28 protein-coding genes are annotated in these 19,629 nt (G+C 57.0%); 2 read left to right on the top strand and 26 right to left on the bottom strand.

What is annotated here, in order from left to right; translation table 11 throughout:
• Window positions 1-138: 138 nt before the first annotated feature.
• Window positions 139-1,110 carry a GlxA family transcriptional regulator gene (locus JFT58_RS19805; RefSeq protein WP_054896949.1) on the bottom strand — a complete coding sequence of 324 codons (972 nt, stop codon included), beginning with the start codon at window positions 1,108-1,110 and terminating at the stop codon, window positions 139-141.
• A 96-nt stretch (window positions 1,111-1,206) separates the two neighbouring features.
• On the opposite strand from JFT58_RS19805, the gene JFT58_RS19800 reads away from it, so the two are divergent.
• A complete protein-coding gene (locus JFT58_RS19800; protein ID WP_054896950.1) occupies window positions 1,207-1,770 on the top strand; it encodes a cysteine hydrolase family protein in 564 nt (187 codons plus the stop codon).
• A 21-nt stretch (window positions 1,771-1,791) separates the two neighbouring features.
• Here JFT58_RS19800 and tam read toward each other — a convergent pair whose 3' ends face one another.
• From tam to JFT58_RS19785, 3 genes are all read right to left on the bottom strand, one after another.
• Window positions 1,792-2,553: a trans-aconitate 2-methyltransferase gene (gene tam / locus JFT58_RS19795; protein WP_054896951.1), complete on the bottom strand. Its 762-nt coding sequence runs from the start codon at window positions 2,551-2,553 to the stop codon at window positions 1,792-1,794.
• A gap of 186 nt (window positions 2,554-2,739) precedes the next feature.
• On the bottom strand, window positions 2,740-3,255 hold the full coding sequence (locus JFT58_RS19790) for a single-stranded DNA-binding protein (protein WP_003232445.1): 516 nt from the start codon (window positions 3,253-3,255) through the stop codon (window positions 2,740-2,742).
• A gap of 9 nt (window positions 3,256-3,264) precedes the next feature.
• On the bottom strand, window positions 3,265-4,659 hold the full coding sequence (locus JFT58_RS19785; RefSeq protein WP_014720149.1) for an MFS transporter: 1,395 nt from the start codon (window positions 4,657-4,659) through the stop codon (window positions 3,265-3,267).
• Window positions 4,660-4,837: 178 nt separating this feature from the next.
• Between JFT58_RS19785 and uvrA the strand changes: the two genes are divergently transcribed.
• Window positions 4,838-7,672, top strand: coding sequence for an excinuclease ABC subunit UvrA (gene uvrA, locus JFT58_RS19780; protein ID WP_054896952.1), 2,835 nt, complete (start codon window positions 4,838-4,840; stop codon window positions 7,670-7,672).
• 67 nt (window positions 7,673-7,739) lie between these two features.
• On the opposite strand, the gene bfr is transcribed toward uvrA, so the two are convergent.
• From bfr to rplP, 22 genes are all read right to left on the bottom strand, one after another.
• Window positions 7,740-8,204, bottom strand: a complete 465-nt coding sequence (gene bfr, locus JFT58_RS19775; RefSeq protein ID WP_003176400.1) for a bacterioferritin — start codon at window positions 8,202-8,204, stop codon at window positions 7,740-7,742.
• A 155-nt stretch (window positions 8,205-8,359) separates the two neighbouring features.
• Complete coding sequence (locus tag JFT58_RS19770; protein WP_044269390.1) at window positions 8,360-9,808, bottom strand: catalase; 1,449 nt, start codon at window positions 9,806-9,808, stop codon at window positions 8,360-8,362.
• A gap of 237 nt (window positions 9,809-10,045) precedes the next feature.
• Window positions 10,046-10,432, bottom strand: a complete 387-nt coding sequence (rplQ, locus tag JFT58_RS19765) for a 50S ribosomal protein L17 (protein ID WP_003176402.1) — start codon at window positions 10,430-10,432, stop codon at window positions 10,046-10,048.
• 41 nt (window positions 10,433-10,473) lie between these two features.
• Entirely contained in the window at window positions 10,474-11,475 is a 1,002-nt protein-coding gene (locus JFT58_RS19760; RefSeq protein ID WP_003176403.1) for a DNA-directed RNA polymerase subunit alpha, read from the bottom strand.
• A 22-nt stretch (window positions 11,476-11,497) separates the two neighbouring features.
• Window positions 11,498-12,118 (bottom strand): 30S ribosomal protein S4, encoded by a 621-nt coding sequence (rpsD, locus tag JFT58_RS19755; protein WP_003176404.1) that lies wholly within the window; start codon window positions 12,116-12,118, stop codon window positions 11,498-11,500.
• Window positions 12,119-12,136: 18 nt separating this feature from the next.
• Window positions 12,137-12,526, bottom strand: a complete 390-nt coding sequence (rpsK, locus tag JFT58_RS19750; protein WP_002555466.1) for a 30S ribosomal protein S11 — start codon at window positions 12,524-12,526, stop codon at window positions 12,137-12,139.
• Between the two features lie 30 nt (window positions 12,527-12,556).
• On the bottom strand, window positions 12,557-12,913 hold the full coding sequence (gene rpsM, locus JFT58_RS19745; protein WP_003194635.1) for a 30S ribosomal protein S13: 357 nt from the start codon (window positions 12,911-12,913) through the stop codon (window positions 12,557-12,559).
• 129 nt (window positions 12,914-13,042) lie between these two features.
• A complete protein-coding gene (gene rpmJ / locus JFT58_RS19740) occupies window positions 13,043-13,159 on the bottom strand; it encodes a 50S ribosomal protein L36 (protein WP_002555468.1) in 117 nt (38 codons plus the stop codon).
• 28 nt (window positions 13,160-13,187) lie between these two features.
• Window positions 13,188-14,516, bottom strand: coding sequence for a preprotein translocase subunit SecY (secY, locus tag JFT58_RS19735; protein WP_003194637.1), 1,329 nt, complete (start codon window positions 14,514-14,516; stop codon window positions 13,188-13,190).
• Entirely contained in the window at window positions 14,517-14,954 is a 438-nt protein-coding gene (rplO, locus tag JFT58_RS19730; RefSeq protein ID WP_003176407.1) for a 50S ribosomal protein L15, read from the bottom strand.
• Window positions 14,955-14,957: 3 nt separating this feature from the next.
• On the bottom strand, window positions 14,958-15,134 hold the full coding sequence (rpmD, locus tag JFT58_RS19725; protein ID WP_003176408.1) for a 50S ribosomal protein L30: 177 nt from the start codon (window positions 15,132-15,134) through the stop codon (window positions 14,958-14,960).
• Window positions 15,135-15,136: 2 nt separating this feature from the next.
• Entirely contained in the window at window positions 15,137-15,637 is a 501-nt protein-coding gene (gene rpsE, locus JFT58_RS19720; RefSeq protein WP_003176409.1) for a 30S ribosomal protein S5, read from the bottom strand.
• A gap of 3 nt (window positions 15,638-15,640) precedes the next feature.
• Entirely contained in the window at window positions 15,641-15,991 is a 351-nt protein-coding gene (gene rplR, locus JFT58_RS19715) for a 50S ribosomal protein L18 (protein WP_003186037.1), read from the bottom strand.
• Window positions 15,992-16,001: 10 nt separating this feature from the next.
• Complete coding sequence (gene rplF / locus JFT58_RS19710; protein WP_003194640.1) at window positions 16,002-16,535, bottom strand: 50S ribosomal protein L6; 534 nt, start codon at window positions 16,533-16,535, stop codon at window positions 16,002-16,004.
• Between the two features lie 12 nt (window positions 16,536-16,547).
• A complete protein-coding gene (gene rpsH, locus JFT58_RS19705) occupies window positions 16,548-16,940 on the bottom strand; it encodes a 30S ribosomal protein S8 (RefSeq protein WP_003176413.1) in 393 nt (130 codons plus the stop codon).
• 208 nt (window positions 16,941-17,148) lie between these two features.
• Window positions 17,149-17,454, bottom strand: coding sequence for a 30S ribosomal protein S14 (rpsN, locus tag JFT58_RS19700; protein ID WP_003176414.1), 306 nt, complete (start codon window positions 17,452-17,454; stop codon window positions 17,149-17,151).
• A 13-nt stretch (window positions 17,455-17,467) separates the two neighbouring features.
• A complete protein-coding gene (gene rplE, locus JFT58_RS19695; protein ID WP_003194642.1) occupies window positions 17,468-18,007 on the bottom strand; it encodes a 50S ribosomal protein L5 in 540 nt (179 codons plus the stop codon).
• A 22-nt stretch (window positions 18,008-18,029) separates the two neighbouring features.
• Complete coding sequence (gene rplX / locus JFT58_RS19690; protein ID WP_003176416.1) at window positions 18,030-18,344, bottom strand: 50S ribosomal protein L24; 315 nt, start codon at window positions 18,342-18,344, stop codon at window positions 18,030-18,032.
• Window positions 18,345-18,355: 11 nt separating this feature from the next.
• Entirely contained in the window at window positions 18,356-18,724 is a 369-nt protein-coding gene (gene rplN / locus JFT58_RS19685; RefSeq protein WP_002555479.1) for a 50S ribosomal protein L14, read from the bottom strand.
• Window positions 18,725-18,747: 23 nt separating this feature from the next.
• On the bottom strand, window positions 18,748-19,014 hold the full coding sequence (rpsQ, locus tag JFT58_RS19680; protein ID WP_003194644.1) for a 30S ribosomal protein S17: 267 nt from the start codon (window positions 19,012-19,014) through the stop codon (window positions 18,748-18,750).
• 2 nt (window positions 19,015-19,016) lie between these two features.
• Window positions 19,017-19,208: a 50S ribosomal protein L29 gene (gene rpmC, locus JFT58_RS19675; protein ID WP_002555481.1), complete on the bottom strand. Its 192-nt coding sequence runs from the start codon at window positions 19,206-19,208 to the stop codon at window positions 19,017-19,019.
• Window positions 19,208-19,621 carry a 50S ribosomal protein L16 gene (rplP, locus tag JFT58_RS19670; protein ID WP_003176421.1) on the bottom strand — a complete coding sequence of 138 codons (414 nt, stop codon included), beginning with the start codon at window positions 19,619-19,621 and terminating at the stop codon, window positions 19,208-19,210. Before rplP ends, rpmC begins: the two co-directional genes overlap by 1 nt.
• Between the last annotated feature and the right edge of the window lie 8 nt (window positions 19,622-19,629).

Raw genomic sequence — 19,629 nt, 5'->3', positions numbered from 1 at the left:
CAGTGAGGTTGCATGGATCAGGCCAACGCGGGGATTGAGGGGAGAGCTGTTAAATCAATCAGTTGCGCAAAAAGTGATGGCCGTTAGCCTGTTTTATTTTGCACGACCCGGGGCGAACCCTGCGGCGTTCTGCACGATTCAAACCCCGAAGCGGTTGCGGTAATCACTGGGGGACAGGCCGGTGATTTTCTTGAAGATGGCGCGAAAGGCGCTGGGGTCTTGATAGCCCACGGTCCAGGCAATGTGATCGATGGTGCCATTGGTGAACTCCAGCATCTGCCGCGCCTTGCCGACTCGCAGATGCTGACAGTACTCGGTGGGTTTCAATCCGGTGGCGTTGCGAAAGCGTCGCAAGAACGTGCGCTCCTCCAGGTTCGCCTCCTGCGCCATCGCCGCCACGGACACATCCACCGCACCACTGGCCTGCAGCCAATGCTGGACCTTGAGGACCGCACCATCACCATGCCTGAGAATCGGCGCAAAGTTGCTACCGCACTGGCTGGCACTGGCGCTGTGCTCGATCACCAGAAAGCGCGCAGTGTCAGCTGCAATGCTCGGACCCATAAGCCGATCGACCAGGCGCAGGCCCAGCTCCGACCAGGCCATCAGCCCAGCGGAGGTGATCAGGTCGCCGTCATCGACAATAGGTTTATCCGCTTCCAGTCGCACCGCCGGGTAACAGGCCGCAAAAGACTTCGCGGAGGACCAGTGGGTGGTGGCACTGCGGCCATCCAACAGGCCGCTGCGCGCCAGCATGATCGAGCCGATGCACACGCCGCCCAGCACGGTGCCGCCCGCATGTTGCAGGCGCAGCCATTGCAGCAGCGCAGGCGGCGCCTGGTCTTCGGTGAACTCTGCAATCGAGGGCGGCACCAACACGGCCATCATCGGTTGCTCGGGGCCTGGGTGGCTTTCGAACGTGCGCGCGGGCGTGCCGTGGGCATCTACCTGCCAGTGGCTGACCCGCAGCAGCGGTAATTGCGCAGATTCATGCTCGGCGGCGATGCGGTTAGCGACCCCGAACAGGTCGGTCAGCCCGTGGACTGCGGCGAGTTGCGCGCCCTGGTAGATCAACACACCCAGCTCGACAGTGCTGCGTTGCGCGGCCATTGTCAGTTTTCCCCCTGTTATTGTCGGTGCAGCCAATTCTCGGTGTGATCGCCAGCTAAGATACTAGGCCCATCAACCCATCACGAGGCAACACACATGGCCAAGCAGGCGCTCATCCTAATCGATATCCAGAACGACTACTTCCCCAAGGGCAAGTGGCCGCTCGACGGCGTGGAAGCCGCAGCGGACAAGGCGGCGCAGGTGCTCCAGGCGTTTCGACAAGTAGGCGATGCGGTGATTCATGTACGGCATGAGTTCGCTGGCGACGACGCACCGTTCTTCACACCGGGCTCCGAAGGCGCGCATTTGCATGCCAAGGTGCTCAACGAGGGCGATGAACCGGTGGTGCTCAAACACTTCGTGAATGCGTTTCGCCAAACCAACCTGCGCGAACTGCTGGAACAGCGCAGCATCACCGAGGTGGTGGTGGTGGGTAGCATGAGCCATATGTGCGTTGACGCCGTGGTGCGGGCGGCAGCGGACTTGGGCTACAAGGTTACGGTGATCCATGACGCCTGCGCGACCCGCGACCAGGAATTCAACGGCCAGGTGATTCCGGCGGCACAGGTGCACGGGGCGTACATGGCCTCCCTGGCATTTGGCTATGCGGGTGTAGTGTCGGCAGAGGAATATCTGAAAGCCCAAGCAGCGGCTGCGTGACCGCCACCTGGGCTGATCGCTTTAGCGTGTGGCAATGATGAACAGCCGCGGAAAGGGCAACAACACCGTGCCATCGGCCAGGGCTGGATAAGCCTGGGTAATTCGCGCCTGGTATTGCTGCAGGAAGGCGGCTTTTTCATCGTCCGTCAACGGCGCAAGAAAAGGCCGCAATGCCGAAGCCTTGAACCACTCCACCACCGCCGCGTGGTCCGCCAAGGGGTGTTGATAGGTGGTGCGCCACACGTCCACGGTACTGCAATGCTTGCTCAGCAGTTCGTAGTAGTAACTGGCGGTGTGCCGTTCATTGTGTTTGACCGCCCCTATCTTTGCCGACCATGGGCCATCGGCCGCGACTTCTCGGGCCAGGCGATGAGCGGGCTCGTCAAGGTTGTCCGGGGTTTGCACCGCCAGCGTACCGCCTGGGTTCAGTTGGTGGACCAAATGCGGGTAGAGCGTGGCGTGGTCGGGCAGCCATTGCAGCGAGGCATTGGCCAGAATCACATCCAAGCGTTGCGCAGGATGCCAGGCGCCGATGTCCGCCAGCTCGAAGTTCAACCTGGGCAGGCGCTTGCGGGCGTCTGCCAACATGTCATCGGAGCTGTCCATGCCAGTGACGTGCGCTTGGGGGAAACGCTCGGCCAGCACTTCAGTGGAGTTTCCCGGCCCGCACCCCAGGTCGACTGCGGTGCCCACGTCGGTGTTGGGAATTGCCGCAACCAGGTCACGGACGGGGCGAGTGCGCTGCTGTTCGAACATCGTGTACTGCTTGGCGGACCAGGTCATCACAGCCTTCCTTCTTTGTTAGAGGTGGCGCCAGCCTAAATCTTGTGAGCCATGAGAACAAATGCTGGGGTTGGTGTGCTGCCTGTACAAAGGCACCCCGCGCGCGACGCCTGCCACGTCGACCATAAAAAACCCCCGATGCTTTCGCTATCGGGGGTTTTGTTTGTTCAGGGTCGGTCTTGGACCTTAGAACGGGATATCGTCATCAAAGCTGTCGAAATCCGGAGCCGGTTGCGGAGCAGCCTGTTGTGGTGCTGGGCGCGACTCACGCTGTGGCTGCTGGCTTGGCTGCGGACGCGACTGCTGTGGGCGCGGTGCCGAGTTGGACATGCCGCCCTGGCCCTGTTGGTCGCCCTGTGGACGGCCGCCCAGCAGTTGCATGGTGCCTTGCATGTCGACCACGATTTCGGTGGTGTAACGCTTGATGCCGTCTTTTTCCCACTCGCGGGTTTGCAGTTTGCCTTCGATGTACACCTGCGAACCTTTGCGCAGGTATTCACCGGCGATCTCCGCAACCTTGCCGAACATCGACACGCGGTGCCATTCGGTCTTCTCGACCTTCTGGCCGGTCTGCTTGTCGGTCCACTGTTCGCTGGTCGCCAGGCTCAGGTTGGTCACGGCGTTACCGTTAGGCAAGTAGCGAACTTCGGGATCCTGGCCGCAAGTACCGACCAATATGACTTTGTTAACCCCACGGGCCATAACGTTCTCCTAGGCTGGGCGCGCTGTCGGCACTGGGTTGACCAGTTGCTCGAGCGTCGCGCGATCCAATAATTCGGTGTCCAATTTGATGTAAATGGCCGCCTCTTCAGCGACCACGACTGCATCCGTTACCCCTACGACAGCCTTCAGGCGCTCTACCAGGCCGGCTTCGCGGATCGCCTCGGGCGATAGCGGCAAACGCAGACTGGTGACGTAGGGAGGTTCGCGCATGGTAACAGCAAAGACCAGCCAAAGTGCAGCCAGCCCGGCGCATCCGAGGAACACAACCGACAAACCGCCATGCTGGAACATCCAGCCGCCCATGATGCCGCCCAACGCGGAACCCAGGAACTGGCTGGTGGAATACACCCCCATGGCCGTGCCCTTGCCGCCTGCCGGTGAAACTTTACTGATCAGTGACGGCAACGACGCTTCGAGCAGGTTGAAGGCGGTGAAAAACACCACCGTACCGATCACCAATGCTCGCAGGCTGTCGCCGAACTGCCAGAAGAATAGTTCAGTGAGCATCAATGTCGCGACGGCGCCGAGTAAAACTCGTTTCATTTTGCGTTTCTTCTCGCCATAGATGATGAACGGGATCATGGCGAAGAACGAAATCAACAGCGCAGTGAGGTAGACCCACCAGTGCTGCTCCTTGGGCAGGCCGGCTTTTTCCACCAGGGCCAGGGGCAAGGCGACGAAGCTGCACATCAGCATGGCGTGTAATACGAAGATACCTAAATCCAGGCGCAGCAGGTCCGGGTGCTTGAGCGTGGGAAGCAACGCCTTGCGTGCGACGCCCGATTCACGATGCTGCAGGGTACCGGTGGAGCGCGGCACCATAAAGGCAACGATCAGGATGCCAAACAACGCCATGCCGCCCGTGGCCAGGAACAGCCCATGCAAGCCGAACGCGCGCGTGAGCAAGGGCCCGACCACCATGGCCACGGCAAACGACAGGCCGATGGTCATGCCGATCATCGCCATGGCCTTGGTGCGGTGTTGTTCGCGGGTCAGGTCCGACAGCAGCGCCATCACGGCGGCGGAAATCGCACCGGCGCCCTGCAGGATGCGGCCGGCGATCACGCCCCAGATCGAATCGGATTGGGCCGCTAGCACACTGCCAAGGGCGAATACGATCAGCCCGAGATAGATCACCGGGCGACGGCCAATGCGGTCGGAAATAATCCCGAACGGGATCTGGAAAATCGCCTGGGTCAGGCCATAGGCACCAATCGCCAGGCCGATCAAGGCGGGGGTCGCACCTGCGAGATCCATCCCATAGGTGGCCAGCACTGGCAACACCATAAACATGCCCAGCATACGGAAGGCGAACACCAAGGCCAGCCCGCTTGCCGCTCGGGTCTCGCCGCTACTCATGCGTTCGCTGTGGGGATCGTGCATGGAAAAACCTCGTGTGAACCGGCGGCGATTCTACCAGTCCCATCGATTGAGAGGGTATATGCGGCGCTTTGCCGCGCAGCTTTCATGTGAGGCTGCAGGCGGCGTTTTGACAGTGTATATTCATCCAGTCTTTAGCCGTATACTCCGGCATCATTTACGCCCGCCGTGCGAGGCCATCTTGGACAAGATCCTGATTCGTGGGGCTAGAACCCACAACCTGAAGAACATCGACCTGACCCTGCCCCGGGACAAACTGATCGTCATCACCGGCTTGTCCGGCTCCGGCAAATCGTCCCTGGCGTTCGACACGCTGTATGCCGAAGGTCAGCGTCGCTATGTGGAATCGCTGTCGGCCTACGCCAGGCAGTTCCTGTCGATGATGGAAAAGCCCGATGTCGACACCATTGAAGGCCTGTCGCCGGCTATTTCCATCGAGCAGAAATCCACGTCCCACAACCCGCGCTCCACCGTGGGTACCATTACCGAGATCTACGACTACCTGCGCCTGCTCTACGCACGCGTGGGTATCCCCCGCTGCCCGGACCACGATATCCCCCTGGAAGCCCAGACCGTCAGCCAGATGGTCGACCTGGTGCTGGCCCAGCCCGAAGGCGCCAAGCTGATGCTGCTGGCGCCTGTCATTCGCGAGCGCAAGGGCGAACACCTGTCGGTCTTCGAAGAGCTGCGTGCCCAGGGTTTTGTACGTGCGCGCATCAACGGCAAGCTCTATGAGCTGGACGAAGCGCCGAAGCTGGACAAGCAGAAAAAGCACTCCATTGATGTGGTGGTCGACCGATTCAAGGTGCGCGCCGACTTGCAGCAGCGGTTGGCGGAATCGTTCGAAACCGCGCTGAAGCTGGCCGATGGCATTGCCCTGGTAGCGCCGATGGATAACGAGCCGGGCGAAGAGATCATCTTCTCCGCACGCTTCGCCTGCCCGATCTGTGGCCATGCCATCAGCGAGCTCGAACCCAAACTGTTTTCCTTCAACAACCCGGCCGGCGCCTGCCCGACTTGCGACGGCCTGGGTGTGAAGCAGTTTTTCGACATCAAGCGCCTGGTCAATGGCGAACTGACCTTGGCCGAGGGTGCAATACGCGGATGGGACAGACGTAACGTCTACTACTTCCAGATGCTTGGGTCGTTGGCCTCCCACTACAAGTTCAGCCTGGAAGTACCGTTCAACCAACTCACGGCAGACCAGCAGAAGGTCATTCTAAATGGCAGCGGTTCGCAGAATGTCGACTTCAAATACCTGAACGATCGCGGCGATATCGTCAAGCGCTCGCACCCGTTCGAAGGCATCGTGCCGAACCTGGAACGCCGTTACCGCGAAACCGAATCGGCGAGCGTGCGCGAGGAGCTGGCGAAGTTCCTCAGCACACAGCCATGCCCGGATTGCCGTGGCACGCGCCTGCGCCGTGAAGCCCGGCATGTATGGGTGGGCGAGAAGACCCTGCCGGCAGTAACCAACCTGCCGATCGGCGATGCCTGTGAATACTTTGGCGTGCTGAAGCTGACCGGTCGTCGTGGAGAGATTGCCGACAAGATCCTCAAGGAGATTCGCGAGCGATTGCAGTTCCTGGTCAACGTGGGCCTGGACTATCTGTCGCTGGACCGCAGTGCCGATACCCTGTCTGGCGGTGAGGCACAGCGCATTCGCCTGGCCAGCCAGATCGGCGCCGGCCTGGTGGGCGTGCTGTATATCCTCGACGAACCCTCGATTGGCTTGCACCAACGGGATAACGACCGCCTGCTGGGCACGCTGAAACACCTGCGCGATATCGGCAATACCGTGATCGTGGTCGAGCATGATGAAGACGCTATCCGCCTGGCGGACTACGTGGTCGATATCGGCCCCGGCGCGGGCGTGCATGGTGGCCATATCGTTGCTGAAGGCACGCCTGCCGAGGTGATGGCACATCCTGATTCACTGACCGGCAAATACTTGTCTGGCCGTGTGAAGATTGAAGTACCCGCCAAGCGAACGCCGCGTAACAAGAAGATGGCGCTGCATCTCAAGGGCGCGCGCGGGAACAACCTGCGCAATGTCGACCTGGAGATTCCGCTGGGCCTGCTGACCTGCGTGACCGGTGTTTCCGGTTCGGGCAAGTCGACGCTGATCAACAACACCCTGTTCCCACTGAGTGCCACCGCCCTGAATGGCGCGACCACCCTGGAAGCGGCGGCTCACGACAGCATCAAGGGCCTGGAGCATCTGGACAAGGTGGTCGACATCGACCAGAGCCCGATTGGGCGTACGCCTCGCTCCAACCCAGCCACCTACACCGGGCTGTTTACCCCTATCCGTGAGTTGTTCGCTGGCGTGCCAGAGTCGCGCTCACGGGGTTATGGGCCGGGCCGCTTCTCGTTCAACGTCAAGGGCGGCCGCTGTGAAGCGTGCCAGGGCGATGGCCTGATCAAGGTGGAAATGCACTTCCTGCCGGACATCTACGTGCCGTGCGATGTGTGCAAGAGCAAGCGCTACAACCGCGAGACCCTGGAGATCAAGTACAAGGGCAAGAGCATCCACGAGACCTTGGAAATGACGATCGAGGAAGCTCGCGAGTTCTTCGACGCAGTGCCGGCGCTGGCGCGCAAGCTGCAGACGCTGATGGATGTGGGCCTGTCGTACATCAAGCTGGGGCAGTCAGCGACCACGCTGTCGGGTGGCGAGGCGCAGCGGGTCAAGCTGTCTCGCGAGCTGTCCAAGCGTGATACCGGCAAAACCTTGTATATCCTCGATGAGCCGACCACTGGCCTGCACTTCGCGGATATCCAGCAGTTGCTGGACGTACTGCACCGCTTGCGGGACCACGGCAATACCGTGGTGGTGATCGAGCACAACCTTGATGTGATCAAGACTGCCGACTGGCTGGTAGACCTGGGGCCAGAAGGTGGTTCTAAGGGTGGCCAGATCATCGCAGTGGGCACTCCGGAGCAGGTTTCCGAAATGCCTCAATCGCACACCGGTTACTACTTGAAACCGTTGCTGGAACGCGACAGGGCCTGATTTTTTCATCGCCCAATAAAAAGCCCCTGCCACTTTGCGGTGACGGGGGCTTTTTTATAGCCGGGAATCAGAACTGCGATTGCAGGTAATTTTCCAGGCCGATCAACTTGATCAGGCCCAACTGCTTTTCCAGCCAGTAGGTGTGATCTTCTTCGGTGTCATTCAACTGCACCCGCAATATTTCCCGGGTGACATAGTCGTTGTGCTGTTCGCAAAGCTCAATGCCCTTGCAGAGTGCGGCACGGACCTTGTACTCAAGGCGAAGATCGGCAGCGAGCATGTCAGGCACTGTGGTACCCACGTCCAGATCATCAGGACGCATACGCGGCGTGCCTTCGAGCATCAGAATGCGGCGCATCAGGGCGTCAGCGTGCTGTGCCTCTTCTTCCATTTCGTGGTTGATACGCTCATAGAGCTCGGTAAAGCCCCAGTCTTCGTACATACGCGAATGGATGAAATATTGGTCACGAGCTGCCAGTTCGCCCGTCAGCAACGTGTTGAGGTAATCGATTACGTCGGGGTGACCTTGCATCGCCCTACATCTCCCTGCTTGAAAGACTGTAGTTTGAACCATGCTGACTTGAAGGTCACGGGACAAACGGCAGAAAAGTGAAGATTTCCGGAGAAAAGTAGCTGAAATAACGCAAAAACCGCCCAAATGAGGGCGGTTCTGCTTATCGTTTAGAGTCAGTTAAGCGATACACCCAATGCCTTTGCAATTGCTTCTCCATAAGCCGGGTCGGCCTTATAGAAGTGCTGCAGTTGACGCTGGACCACATCGCTGGAAACCCCAGCCATTGCGCCCGCGATGTTATTGGTGAGCAACGCTTTTTGCTCATCATTCATCAGACGGAACAGCGCACCGGCGTGGCTGTAGTAGTCCGTATCTTCGCGGTGATCGTAACGATCGGCGGCACCGCTCAGGGCCAGTGCTGGCTCTGCATATTGCGGGGCTTGTTTTGGTGCGTCGGCATAGCTGTTTGGCTCGTAGTTCGGAGCCGCCCCACCATTGCTGCCGAAAGCCATGGAACCGTCACGCTGGTAGCTGTTAACCGGGCTACGTGGCGCGTTCACCGGCAGTTGCTGGTGGTTAGTGCCGACACGGTAGCGGTGAGCATCTGCGTAGGCGAACACCCTACCTTGGAGCATACGGTCTGGGGACAGGCCAACGCCTGGGACCATGTTGCTTGGGCCAAATGCAGCCTGCTCAACTTCTGCGAAGTAGTTTTGCGGATTACGGTTGAGCTCCAGCTCACCCACTTCAATCAACGGGAACTCTTTTTGCGACCAGGTCTTGGTCACATCAAACGGGTTCTCGTAATGGGCATTCGCCTGTGCCTCGGTCATGATCTGGATGCACACGCGCCATTTGGGGAAGTCACCGCGCTCGATTGCACCAAACAGATCGCGCTGGGCGTAGTCAGGATCGGTACCCGCCAAGCGGGCAGCCTCGGCCGGCGCCAGGTTCTTGATGCCTTGCTTGGTCTTGTAGTGCCACTTCACCCAATGACGCTCGCCCTGGGCATTGATCAGACTGTAAGTGTGGCTGCCGAAACCATGCATGTGGCGATAGCCGTCCGGGATGCCACGGTCCGAAAACAGAATGGTGACCTGATGCAGCGCCTCTGGTGAGTGCGACCAGAAGTCCCACATCATCTGCGCGCTTTTCAGGTTGCTCTGCGGCAGGCGTTTCTGGGTGTGGATAAAGTCCGGGAACTTCAGCGGATCACGGATAAAGAACACAGGGGTGTTGTTACCGACGATGTCCCAGTTACCTTCCTCGGTGTAGAACTTCAAGGCGAAACCACGTGGATCGCGCTCAGTGTCGGCCGAACCGCGCTCTCCACCTACCGTGGAGAAACGCAGGAACGTAGGGGTCTGCTTGCCAACGGACTCGAACAATTTGGCGCTGGTGTATTGGGTAATGTCTTTTGTCACCGTGAAGGTCCCGAAGGCACCCGAACCTTTGGCGTGCACGCGACGCTCAGGGATGTTTTCACGGTTGAAGTGAGCGAGCTTCTCGATCAGGTGAAAATCGTCGAGCAGCAAGGGGCCACGAGGGCCGGCGGAACGTGAGTTCTGATTGTCCGCAACGGGCGCGCCGCTGGCGGTGGTAAGGACTTTATTCTGGCTCATGCGCATCTTCCTCAGGTCGGGCTTGAAACTGCCGGCTAATCGGCTTGGAGGGAGTATTGACCATCCACATGACACCTACAAATTCATTAAATTGTAGGCTTCAATAGAAAATAACTACCAACATGCCCGACGCTCATAGTGAAGCGTGTCGCCTGAAGATTCTTGTACGCAACGCGCTTTTGTTACGCGCACAAAAAACCGGGCACTAGGCCCGGTTCTTCGTTGCAGCTTGTCGTATTACTCGGCGCTTACAGCTTCGCCGGCAGTAGCACGATCAACCAACTCGACGTACGCCATAGGCGCGTTGTCGCCAGCGCGGAAACCGCACTTGAGGATGCGCAGGTAGCCGCCCTCACGGGTAGCGTAACGCTTGCCCAGGTCGTTGAAGAGCTTACCAACGATAGCTTTCGAACGAGTACGGTCGAAAGCCAGACGGCGGTTAGCCAGGCTGTCTGTCTTGGCCAAAGTGATCAGCGGCTCAGCAACGCGACGCAGTTCTTTAGCTTTCGGCAGTGTAGTTTTGATCAGCTCGTGCTCGAACAGCGACACCGCCATGTTTTGGAACATGGCCTTGCGGTGCGAGCTGGTACGGCTCAGGTGACGACCACTTTTACGATGACGCATGGTTCATTCCTTACCAAACTCACGTTCGGTGATTACGACGATCAGGCAGTCGCCTTGTCGTCCTTCTTAAGACTTGCAGGCGGCCAGTTGTCGAGGCGCATGCCGAGGGACAGACCGCGGGAGGCCAGAACGTCCTTGATTTCAGTCAAGGATTTCTTGCCCAGGTTCGGAGTCTTCAACAGTTCTACTTCGGTGCGCTGGATCAGGTCACCGATGTAGTAAATGTTTTCCGCCTTAAGGCAGTTAGCCGAACGTACAGTCAGTTCCAGATCGTCAACCGGGCGAAGCAGGATCGGATCGATCTCGTCTTCCTGCTCGATTACCACTGGTTCGCTGTCACCTTTGAGGTCGACGAACGCAGCCAACTGCTGTTGCAGAATGGTTGCAGCGCGGCGGATAGCCTCTTCAGGATCCAGGGTACCGTTGGTTTCCAGATCAATAACCAGCTTGTCCAGGTTAGTACGCTGCTCGACACGGGCGTTTTCCACCACGTATGCGATACGGCGAACCGGGCTGAACGAAGAGTCAAGCTGCAAGCGACCAATGCTGCGGCTTTCGTCTTCATCGCTCTGACGCGAGTCGGCCGGTTCATAACCACGACCACGAGCTACAGTGAGCTTCATGTTCAGGGCGCCGTTAGACGCCAGGTTAGCGATTACGTGATCGGGGTTAACGATCTCGACATCATGATCCAGCTGAATATCGGCAGCGGTAACCACCCCCGAACCCTTCTTCGACAAGGTCAGCGTAACTTCGTCACGGCCGTGCAGCTTGATAGCCAGACCTTTAAGGTTCAACAGGATTTCAATTACGTCTTCCTGTACACCTTCGATGGCGCTGTACTCGTGGAGCACACCGTCAATCTCGGCCTCGACTACTGCACAGCCGGGCATTGAGGACAACAGGATGCGGCGCAGCGCGTTGCCCAGGGTGTGGCCAAAACCACGCTCGAGAGGCTCGAGAGTAATTTTGGCGCGGGTTGGACTGACAACCTGCACATCAATGTGGCGGGGTGTCAGGAACTCATTTACCGAAATCTGCATGGATGCACCTATTTTCTAGCCCTTACTTGGAGTAGAGCTCGACAATCAGGCTTTCGTTGATGTCGGCGGACAGATCACTGCGAGCAGGAACGTTCTTGAAAACGCCCGACTTCTTCTCAGTGTCTACTTCTACCCATTCTACGCGGCCACGTTGGGCACACAGATCGAGAGCTTGGACAATGCGAAGTTGGTTTTTTGCTTTCTCGCGAACTGCGACCACGTCACCAGCACGAACCTGGTAGGACGGAACGTTTACGGTCTGACCGTTAACGCTGATCGACTTGTGCGATACCAGCTGACGGGATTCGGCACGAGTCGAACCAAAGCCCATACGGTATACAACGTTGTCCAAACGGCATTCGAGCAGTTGCAGCAGGTTTTCACCGGTTGCACCTTTCTTGCCAGCAGCTTCTTTGTAGTAGCCGCTGAACTGACGCTCGAGAACGCCGTAGATACGACGGACCTTCTGCTTTTCACGCAGTTGGGTGCCGTAGTCGGACTGGCGACCGCGGCGTTGGCCGTGGATACCAGGTGCTGCTTCAATGTTGCACTTCGATTCGATCGCGCGCACGCCGCTCTTCAGGAAGAGATCGGTGCCTTCGCGACGAGCGAGTTTGCATTTTGGACCAATGTAACGAGCCATTCTTTACAATCTCCTGGATTACACGCGGCGCTTCTTCGGCGGACGGCACCCGTTGTGCGGGATTGGCGTCACGTCGGTGATGCTGGCGATCTTATAGCCACAGCCGTTCAAAGCACGGACAGCAGACTCACGACCTGGACCTGGACCTTTGACGTTAACGTCGAGGTTTTTCAGGCCATATTCCAGCGCAGCTTGACCAGCACGTTCAGCAGCTACTTGAGCAGCAAACGGGGTGGACTTGCGGGAACCGCGGAAACCCGAACCACCGGAGGTAGCCCAAGAAAGCGCGTTACCTTGACGGTCGGTGATGGTCACGATGGTGTTGTTAAAAGATGCATGGATGTGGGCGATGCCATCAACCACTGTCTTTTTAACTTTTTTACGAGGACGAGCAGCAGGTTTTGCCATGATAATTTTCCTGTCGATTCGCTGGGGCGATTACTTGCGGATCGGCTTACGCGGACCTTTACGGGTACGCGCGTTAGTCTTGGTACGCTGACCGCGTACTGGAAGACCACGACGATGACGCAGACCGCGATAGCAACCGAGGTCCATCAAACGCTTGATTTTCATGTTGATTTCGCGACGCAGGTCACCTTCAGTGGTGAACTTCGCCACTTCGCCACGCAGCTGTTCAATCTGCTCGTCGCTCAGATCCTTGATCTTAGCGGCTGGGTTTACCCCAGCAACTGCGCAAATTTTCTGCGCAGTAGTGCGACCAACACCATAGATGTAGGTCAGCGAGATAACAGTGTGCTTGTTATCTGGAATGTTAACGCCTGCAATACGGGCCATTCAGTGGGACTCCAATTGACAGCTACCTACGCCCCGGAAGCCAAGAAATAGGGCGCGAGATAATATCGCTGTAATAACAAATAATCAACCCGGCAGCGCACTAGCTGCCGGGCTTCAAGCGGATCACACTCAGCCTTGGCGCTGTTTGTGACGCGGTTCCGCGCTGCAAATTACTCGAACAACACCTTCGCGGCGAATAATCTTGCAGTTACGGCACAGCTTTTTCACCGATGCACGAACTTTCATCACCAACTCCTCGAACCTTATGGGGTACTCAGCGCAACATGCCGCTGCCGTAGCCCTTCAGGTTGGCTTTCTTCATCAGGGATTCGTACTGGTGCGAAACGAGGTGCGATTGTACTTGGGACATGAAGTCCATCACAACCACGACCACGATCAGCAACGAGGTCCCGCCAAGGTAGAACGGAACGTTTGCTGCAACCACCAGGAACTGGGGCAACAAGCACACGGCCGTCATATATAGAGCACCGAACAGGGTCAAACGGGTCAGAACGCCATCAATGTAGCGTGCCGACTGCTCACCTGGACGGATGCCCGGAATAAAGGCACCGGACTTCTTCAGGTTTTCCGCTACGTCTTTCGGATTGAACATCAACGCCGTATAGAAGAAGCAGAAGAAAATAATCCCTGCACTAAACAGCAGAATATTCAACGGCTGACCAGGAGCGATCGACTGAGAGAGGTCCTGCAGCCAGCCCATATTTTCAGACTGACCAAACCAGGTACCCAACGAAGCCGGAAACAGCAAGATGCTGCTCGCGAAAATTGCCGGAATAACACCGGCCATATTCACTTTCAGCGGCAAGTGGCTGGTCTGCGCAGCAAAGACCTTACGGCCCTGCTGACGCTTGGCGTAGTGAACAGCAATACGACGCTGGCCACGCTCAATGAACACCACAAAACCGATAATCGCTACTGCCAGCAAACCGATGGCAACCAAGGCGAAGATATTGATATCACCCTGACGCGCAGACTCGAAAGACTGCCCGATTGCTCTCGGAAGACCGGCGACGATACCTGCGAAAATCAACATCGAGATACCGTTGCCAACACCACGCTCAGTAATCTGCTCACCCAGCCACATCATGAACATCGCACCAGCCACAAACGTGGATACCGCGACGAAATGGAAGCCAAAGTCACCAGTGAACGCAACGCCCTGCCCTGCCAGGCCAACGGACATGCCGATAGCTTGAACCAGGGCGAGGACGACAGTGCCGTAGCGGGTGTACTGGCTAATCTTGCGACGGCCAGCTTCACCTTCCTTCTTCAACTGCTCCAGCTGCGGGCTGACGGCTGTCATCAGCTGCATGATGATCGATGCCGAGATATACGGCATGATCCCCAGTGCAAAGATGCTCATCCGCTCCAGCGCGCCGCCGGAAAACATGTTGAACAAGCTAAGAATGGTCCCCTCATTCTGTCGAAACAGGTCTGCGAGTCGGTCCGGGTTGATACCTGGAACCGGGATGTGTGCGCCTATTCGGTAGACGATAATCGCCAGGAACAGAAAACGCAGACGAGCCCAAAGTTCAGACATACCGCCTTTGCCGAGCGCTGAGAGAGCACCTTGCTTAGCCATTTATTCCTCGAACTTGCCGCCAGCTGCTTCGATAGCCGAACGCGCACCTTTGGTGGCGCCGATTCCCTTGCCGATAGTGACAGCGCGAGTCACTTCACCGGACAGCATGATTTTCACACGCTGTACGTTGACGTTGATCACGTTGGCATCTTTCAGGGTCTGCACAGTAACGATGTCGCCTTCCACTTTAGCCAGCTCGGACAGACGCACTTCTGCGCGATCCATAGCTTTCAGGGACACGAAACCGAACTTAGGCAGGCGACGATGCAGCGGCTGTTGACCGCCTTCAAAGCCTGGAGCAATGGTGCCACCGGAGCGGGAGGTTTGACCCTTGTGGCCACGGCCACCGGTCTTACCCAAACCACTACCGATACCACGGCCCGGACGATGCTTTTCGCGACGGGAACCCGGCGCTGGACTCAGATCATTGAGTTTCATCGATTAACCCTCTACACGCAGCATGTAGTAAGCCTTGTTGATCATCCCGCGATTCTCGGGAGTATCCTGGACTTCTACAGTGTGACCGATGCGACGCAGACCCAAACCTTTAACGCACAATTTGTGGTTAGGGATGCGGCCGGTCATGCTTTTGATCAGCGTTACTTTAACGGTAGCCATGATCAGAAGATCTCCTTGACAGTCAGGCCACGCTTGGCAGCGATGGACTCAGGAGATTGCATAGCCTTCAGACCCTTGAAAGTGGCGTGAACCACGTTTACCGGGTTAGTCGAGCCGTAGCACTTGGCCAGAACGTTCTGAACGCCAGCAACTTCGAGGACAGCACGCATAGCGCCGCCAGCGATGATACCGGTACCTTCAGAAGCAGGCTGCATGTACACCTTCGAAGCGCCGTGAGCGGACTTCATTGCGTACTGCAGAGTGGTGCCGTTCAGATCAACTTGGATCATGTTGCGACGAGCAGCTTCCATTGCCTTCTGGATCGCAGCAGGCACTTCACGTGACTTGCCACGGCCGAAGCCAACACGCCCTTTACCATCACCCACCACGGTCAACGCGGTGAAAGTGAAGATACGGCCGCCTTTAACGGTTTTGGCTACGCGGTTAACTTGAACCAGCTTCTCAATGTAGCCTTCGTCGCGCTTTTGGTCGTTATTTGACATAACTTAGAACTCCAGCCCAGCTTCACGAGCAGCATCAGCCAGCGCTTTCACGCGGCCATGGTACTTGAAGCCAGAGCGGTCGAAAGCCACTTGCGAGACGCCAGCGGCCTTAGCACGCGTAGCGACCAGCTGGCCAACCTTTGTGGCCGCGTCGATGTTGCCAGTGGCACCATCACGCAGTTCTTTATCCAAAGTCGAGGCGCTTGCCAGGACTTTGTTGCCGTCGGCCGAGATGACCTGGGCGTAGATGTGCTGCGACGAGCGGAACACGCAGAGACGCACGACTTCGAGTTCGTGCATTTTCAGGCGTGCTTTGCGAGCGCGACGCAGTCGAGTAACTTTTTTGTCGGTCATTTGCTATGCCCTACTTCTTCTTGGCTTCTTTACGACGGACGACTTCGTCCGCGTAGCGCACACCTTTGCCTTTGTACGGCTCTGGTGGACGGAAGTCGCGGATCTCAGCGGCCACTTGACCTACCAGCTGCTTGTCGATGCCCTTGATCAGGATATCGGTCTGGCTAGGAGTCTCAGCAGTGATGCCCGCTGGCAGTTCGTAATCCACTGGGTGCGAGAAGCCAAGGGCAAGGTTCAAAACCGTGCCTTTTGCTTGCGCTTTGTAACCAACACCGACCAGCTGGAGCTTACGCTCGAAGCCTTGGCTTACGCCTTGGACCATGTTGTTTACCAACGCACGCGTGGTACCGGCCATTGCGCGAGTTTGTTGATCGCCATTGCGAGCAGCGAAACGCAGCTCACCAGCTTCTTCAACGATCTCAACGGACGAATGGATGTTCAGTTCAAGAGTACCCTTGGCACCCTTCACCGAAAGCTGTTGGCCTGCGAATTTGACTTCGACACCGGCTGGCAGCTTAACGGGGTTCTTAGCGACGCGAGACATGCTTATCCCCCCTTAGAACACAGTGCAAAGAACTTCGCCGCCGACACCGGCAGCGCGCGCAGCACGATCCGTCATCACACCTTTGTTGGTGGAGACGATAGACACGCCCAGACCGCCACGAACTTTCGGCAGATCTTCAGCGGACTTGTACTGACGCAGGCCTGGACGGCTAACGCGCTTCACTTCCTCGATGACCGAACGGCCTTCGAAGTACTTCAGCTCGATGGACAGCAGTGGTTTGATTTCGCTGCTGATCTGATAACCCGCAATGTAGCCTTCGTCTTTCAGGACTTTGGCAACAGCTACCTTCAACTTGGAAGATGGCATGCTTACGACGGACTTTTCAGCCATCTGGGCATTACGGATACGAGTTAGCATGTCCGCTAACGGGTCCTGCATACTCATGGGCTAGACGCTCCTAATACAAAAAAATTAGCCTTGCGGCTACATATGTCGCCGAGAATCTCCGAGCACAAAAAACACGGGCTCAGGCGAGCCGCGTATTTTAGACATACTCCAGAAATGAAACAAGCCCCAAAAGGGGCTTGATCCAGATTCAAGGTCACCGGCGGTCAGTATCTTGCGATTCCGACCACCTGGACGTTGAAAGTACTTACCAGCTGGCTTTAACCAGACCTGGTACGTCACCACGCATTGCCGCTTCACGCAGTTTGTTACGGCCGAGGCCGAACTTGCGGTAAACGCCGTGTGGACGACCGGTCAGGCGGCAGCGGTTACGCATGCGCGAAGCGCTTGCGTCACGTGGCTGCTTCTGCAGAGCAACTGTAGCTTCCCAACGCGCTTCTGGACTTGCGTTCAGATCAACGATGATTGCTTTCAGTGCTGCACGCTTCTTGGCGTACTTGGCAACCGTGAGCTGACGCTTCAGCTCGCGGTTTTTCATGCTCATCTTGGCCATGGTCCTACTCCAATCAGTTGCGGAACGGGAATTTGAACGCACGCAGCAGAGCGCGGCCTTCATCATCGTTCTTGGCAGTGGTGGTCAGGGTGATGTCCAGACCGCGGAGAGCATCGATCTTGTCGTAGTCGATTTCCGGGAAGATGATCTGCTCTTTCACGCCCATGCTGTAGTTACCACGACCATCGAAGGACTTGGCATTCAGGCCGCGGAAGTCGCGGACCCGAGGCAGGGAGATCGACAGCAGACGATCCAGGAATTCGTACATACGCTCACGGCGCAGAGTCACTTTGACGCCGATCGGCCAACCTTCACGGACTTTAAAGCCAGCGATGGATTTCCGAGCGTAAGTCACAACGACTTTTTGACCGGTGATCTTTTCCAGGTCAGCAACAGCGTGCTCGATGACTTTTTTGTCGCCGATCGCTTCGCCCAGACCCATGTTCAGGGTGATTTTGGTGACGCGCGGAACTTCCATCACGTTCCCGAGCTTAAGTTCTTCCTTAAGCTTAGGGGCGATTTCCTTCCGGTAAATCTCTTGTAGTCGTGCCATGGTCTAATCTACCTAGCAGTGTTCAAGCATCAACCGCTTTTTGGGTCGACTTGAAGACACGAATTTTCTTACCGTCTTCTACTTTGAAACCAACGCGGTCAGCCTTGTTGGTTTCGCCGTTGAAGATGGCGACGTTAGAAGCATCCAGCGGAGCTTCTTTCTCGACGATACCGCCCTGCACGCCCGACATCGGGTTAGGCTTGGTATGACGCTTGACCAGGTTCAGACCACCGATAACCAGACGGTTATTAGCGAGAACCTTAAGCACCTTACCGCGCTTACCTTTGTCTTTGCCGGCGATCACGATGATCTCGTCGTCACGACGAATCTTTTGCATGTCGGATCTCCTTACAGCACTTCTGGGGCGAGCGAGACGATCTTCATGAACTTCTCAGTACGAAGTTCACGGGTCACTGGCCCAAAGATACGGGTGCCGATCGGCTCTTGCTTGTTGTTCAGAAGAACAGCAGCGTTGCCATCAAAGCGGATAATGGAGCCATCAGCACGACGTACGCCGTGACGAGTGCGGACTACAACAGCAGTCATCACTTGGCCTTTTTTCACCTTACCGCGAGGAATTGCTTCCTTCACGGTAACTTTGATGATGTCACCGATACCAGCGTAACGACGATGGGAGCCACCCAGCACCTTGATGCACATAACACGGCGAGCGCCGCTGTTATCGGCCACATCGAGCATGGATTGAGTCTGAATCATATAATTTCTCCGACCCCTAGTCCTTAGACTTCCACAGCGCGTTCGAGAACATCAACCAGTGCCCAAGACTTGGTCTTGGCCATCGGACGAGTTTCACGAATAGTGACTTTGTCGCCGATGTGGCACTGATTGGTTTCGTCGTGCGCGTGCAGCTTAGTCGAACGCTTAACATATTTACCGTAGATCGGGTGCTTAACGCGACGCTCGATCAAAACGGTGATGGTTTTGTCCATCTTGTCGCTGACAACACGGCCAGTCAGCGTACGGACAGTCTTTTCGGCTTCAGCCATGATCACTTACCTGCCTGCTGGTTGAGCACAGTCTTCACGCGAGCGATGTCACGCTTAACTTGCGAGAGCAGATGAGACTGCCCCAACTGGCCAGTTGCTTTCTGCATACGCAGATTGAACTGGTCGCGCAGCAGGCCGAGCAGTTGCTCGTTCAGCTGCTGTGCGGATTTTTCACGAAGTTCATTCGCTTTCATCACATCACCGTCCGTTTAACAAAGGAGGTGGCGAGCGGCAGCTTTGCAGCAGCCAGGGCGAAAGCCTCACGCGCCAGCTCTTCAGAAACACCCTCGATTTCATACAGGACTTTGCCTGGCTGAATCTGGGCTACCCAGTATTCCACGTTACCCTTACCTTTACCCATCCGAACCTCGAGAGGTTTTTTGGAGATCGGCTTGTCCGGGAATACACGGATCCAGATCTTGCCGCCACGTTTTACGTGACGGGTCAGAGCACGACGCGCTGACTCGATCTGACGAGCGGTGAGACGACCACGAGCTACAGACTTCAGCGCGAACTCGCCGAAGCTGACTTTGCTACCGCGCTGAGCCAGACCACGGTTGTGGCCTGTCATCTGCTTGCGGAACTTCGTACGCTTAGGTTGCAACATTTGGCGTA

It is taken from the genome of Pseudomonas sp. MF6767 (assembly GCF_016405475.1).
In the GTDB taxonomy this organism is placed as follows: Bacteria; Pseudomonadota; Gammaproteobacteria; order Pseudomonadales; family Pseudomonadaceae; genus Aquipseudomonas; species Aquipseudomonas paracarnis.
This window is presented reverse-complemented; position numbering and strand designations above follow the sequence as displayed.

Bases quoted from the DNA above. Each gene is read 5' to 3' on its own strand.
- rpsN (WP_003176414.1), bottom strand. From the start codon at position 17,454: ATGGCCAAGATGAGCATGAAAAACCGCGAGCTGAAGCGTCAGCTCACG.
- rpmD (WP_003176408.1), bottom strand. From the start codon at position 15,134: ATGGCTACCGTTAAAGTAACGCTGATCAAAAGCATGACCGGCCGCATC.
- rplQ (WP_003176402.1), bottom strand. From the start codon at position 10,432: ATGCGTCATCGTAAAAGTGGTCGTCACCTGAGCCGTACCAGCTCGCAC.
- rplR (WP_003186037.1), bottom strand. From the start codon at position 15,991: ATGACCGACAAAAAAGTTACTCGACTGCGTCGCGCTCGCAAAGCACGC.
- JFT58_RS19760 (WP_003176403.1), bottom strand. From the start codon at position 11,475: ATGCAGATTTCGGTAAATGAGTTCCTGACACCCCGCCACATTGATGTG.
- rpsD (WP_003176404.1), bottom strand. From the start codon at position 12,118: ATGGCTCGTTACATTGGTCCAAAATGCAAACTCGCTCGTCGCGAAGGC.
- rplO (WP_003176407.1), bottom strand. From the start codon at position 14,954: ATGAAACTCAATGATCTGAGTCCAGCGCCGGGTTCCCGTCGCGAAAAG.
- rplE (WP_003194642.1), bottom strand. From the start codon at position 18,007: ATGGCACGACTACAAGAGATTTACCGGAAGGAAATCGCCCCTAAGCTT.
- rpmJ (WP_002555468.1), bottom strand. From the start codon at position 13,159: ATGAAAGTTCGTGCATCGGTGAAAAAGCTGTGCCGTAACTGCAAGATT.
- secY (WP_003194637.1), bottom strand. From the start codon at position 14,516: ATGGCTAAGCAAGGTGCTCTCTCAGCGCTCGGCAAAGGCGGTATGTCT.
- JFT58_RS19800 (WP_054896950.1), top strand. From the start codon at position 1,207: ATGGCCAAGCAGGCGCTCATCCTAATCGATATCCAGAACGACTACTTC.
- rplF (WP_003194640.1), bottom strand. From the start codon at position 16,535: ATGTCTCGCGTCGCTAAGAACCCCGTTAAGCTGCCAGCCGGTGTCGAA.
- rpsK (WP_002555466.1), bottom strand. From the start codon at position 12,526: ATGGCAAAACCTGCTGCTCGTCCTCGTAAAAAAGTTAAAAAGACAGTG.
- rpsQ (WP_003194644.1), bottom strand. From the start codon at position 19,014: ATGGCTGAAGCCGAAAAGACTGTCCGTACGCTGACTGGCCGTGTTGTC.
- bfr (WP_003176400.1), bottom strand. From the start codon at position 8,204: ATGCAAGGTCACCCCGACGTAATCGATTACCTCAACACGTTGCTGACG.
- rpsH (WP_003176413.1), bottom strand. From the start codon at position 16,940: ATGAGTATGCAGGACCCGTTAGCGGACATGCTAACTCGTATCCGTAAT.
- JFT58_RS19790 (WP_003232445.1), bottom strand. From the start codon at position 3,255: ATGGCCCGTGGGGTTAACAAAGTCATATTGGTCGGTACTTGCGGCCAG.
- JFT58_RS19805 (WP_054896949.1), bottom strand. From the start codon at position 1,110: ATGGCCGCGCAACGCAGCACTGTCGAGCTGGGTGTGTTGATCTACCAG.
- JFT58_RS19785 (WP_014720149.1), bottom strand. From the start codon at position 4,659: ATGCACGATCCCCACAGCGAACGCATGAGTAGCGGCGAGACCCGAGCG.
- tam (WP_054896951.1), bottom strand. From the start codon at position 2,553: ATGACCTGGTCCGCCAAGCAGTACACGATGTTCGAACAGCAGCGCACT.
- rplX (WP_003176416.1), bottom strand. From the start codon at position 18,344: ATGCAAAAGATTCGTCGTGACGACGAGATCATCGTGATCGCCGGCAAA.
- rpsE (WP_003176409.1), bottom strand. From the start codon at position 15,637: ATGTCAAATAACGACCAAAAGCGCGACGAAGGCTACATTGAGAAGCTG.
- rplP (WP_003176421.1), bottom strand. From the start codon at position 19,621: ATGTTGCAACCTAAGCGTACGAAGTTCCGCAAGCAGATGACAGGCCAC.
- rpmC (WP_002555481.1), bottom strand. From the start codon at position 19,208: ATGAAAGCGAATGAACTTCGTGAAAAATCCGCACAGCAGCTGAACGAG.
- rplN (WP_002555479.1), bottom strand. From the start codon at position 18,724: ATGATTCAGACTCAATCCATGCTCGATGTGGCCGATAACAGCGGCGCT.
- rpsM (WP_003194635.1), bottom strand. From the start codon at position 12,913: ATGGCCCGTATTGCAGGCGTTAACATTCCAGATAACAAGCACACTGTT.
- JFT58_RS19770 (WP_044269390.1), bottom strand. From the start codon at position 9,808: ATGAGCCAGAATAAAGTCCTTACCACCGCCAGCGGCGCGCCCGTTGCG.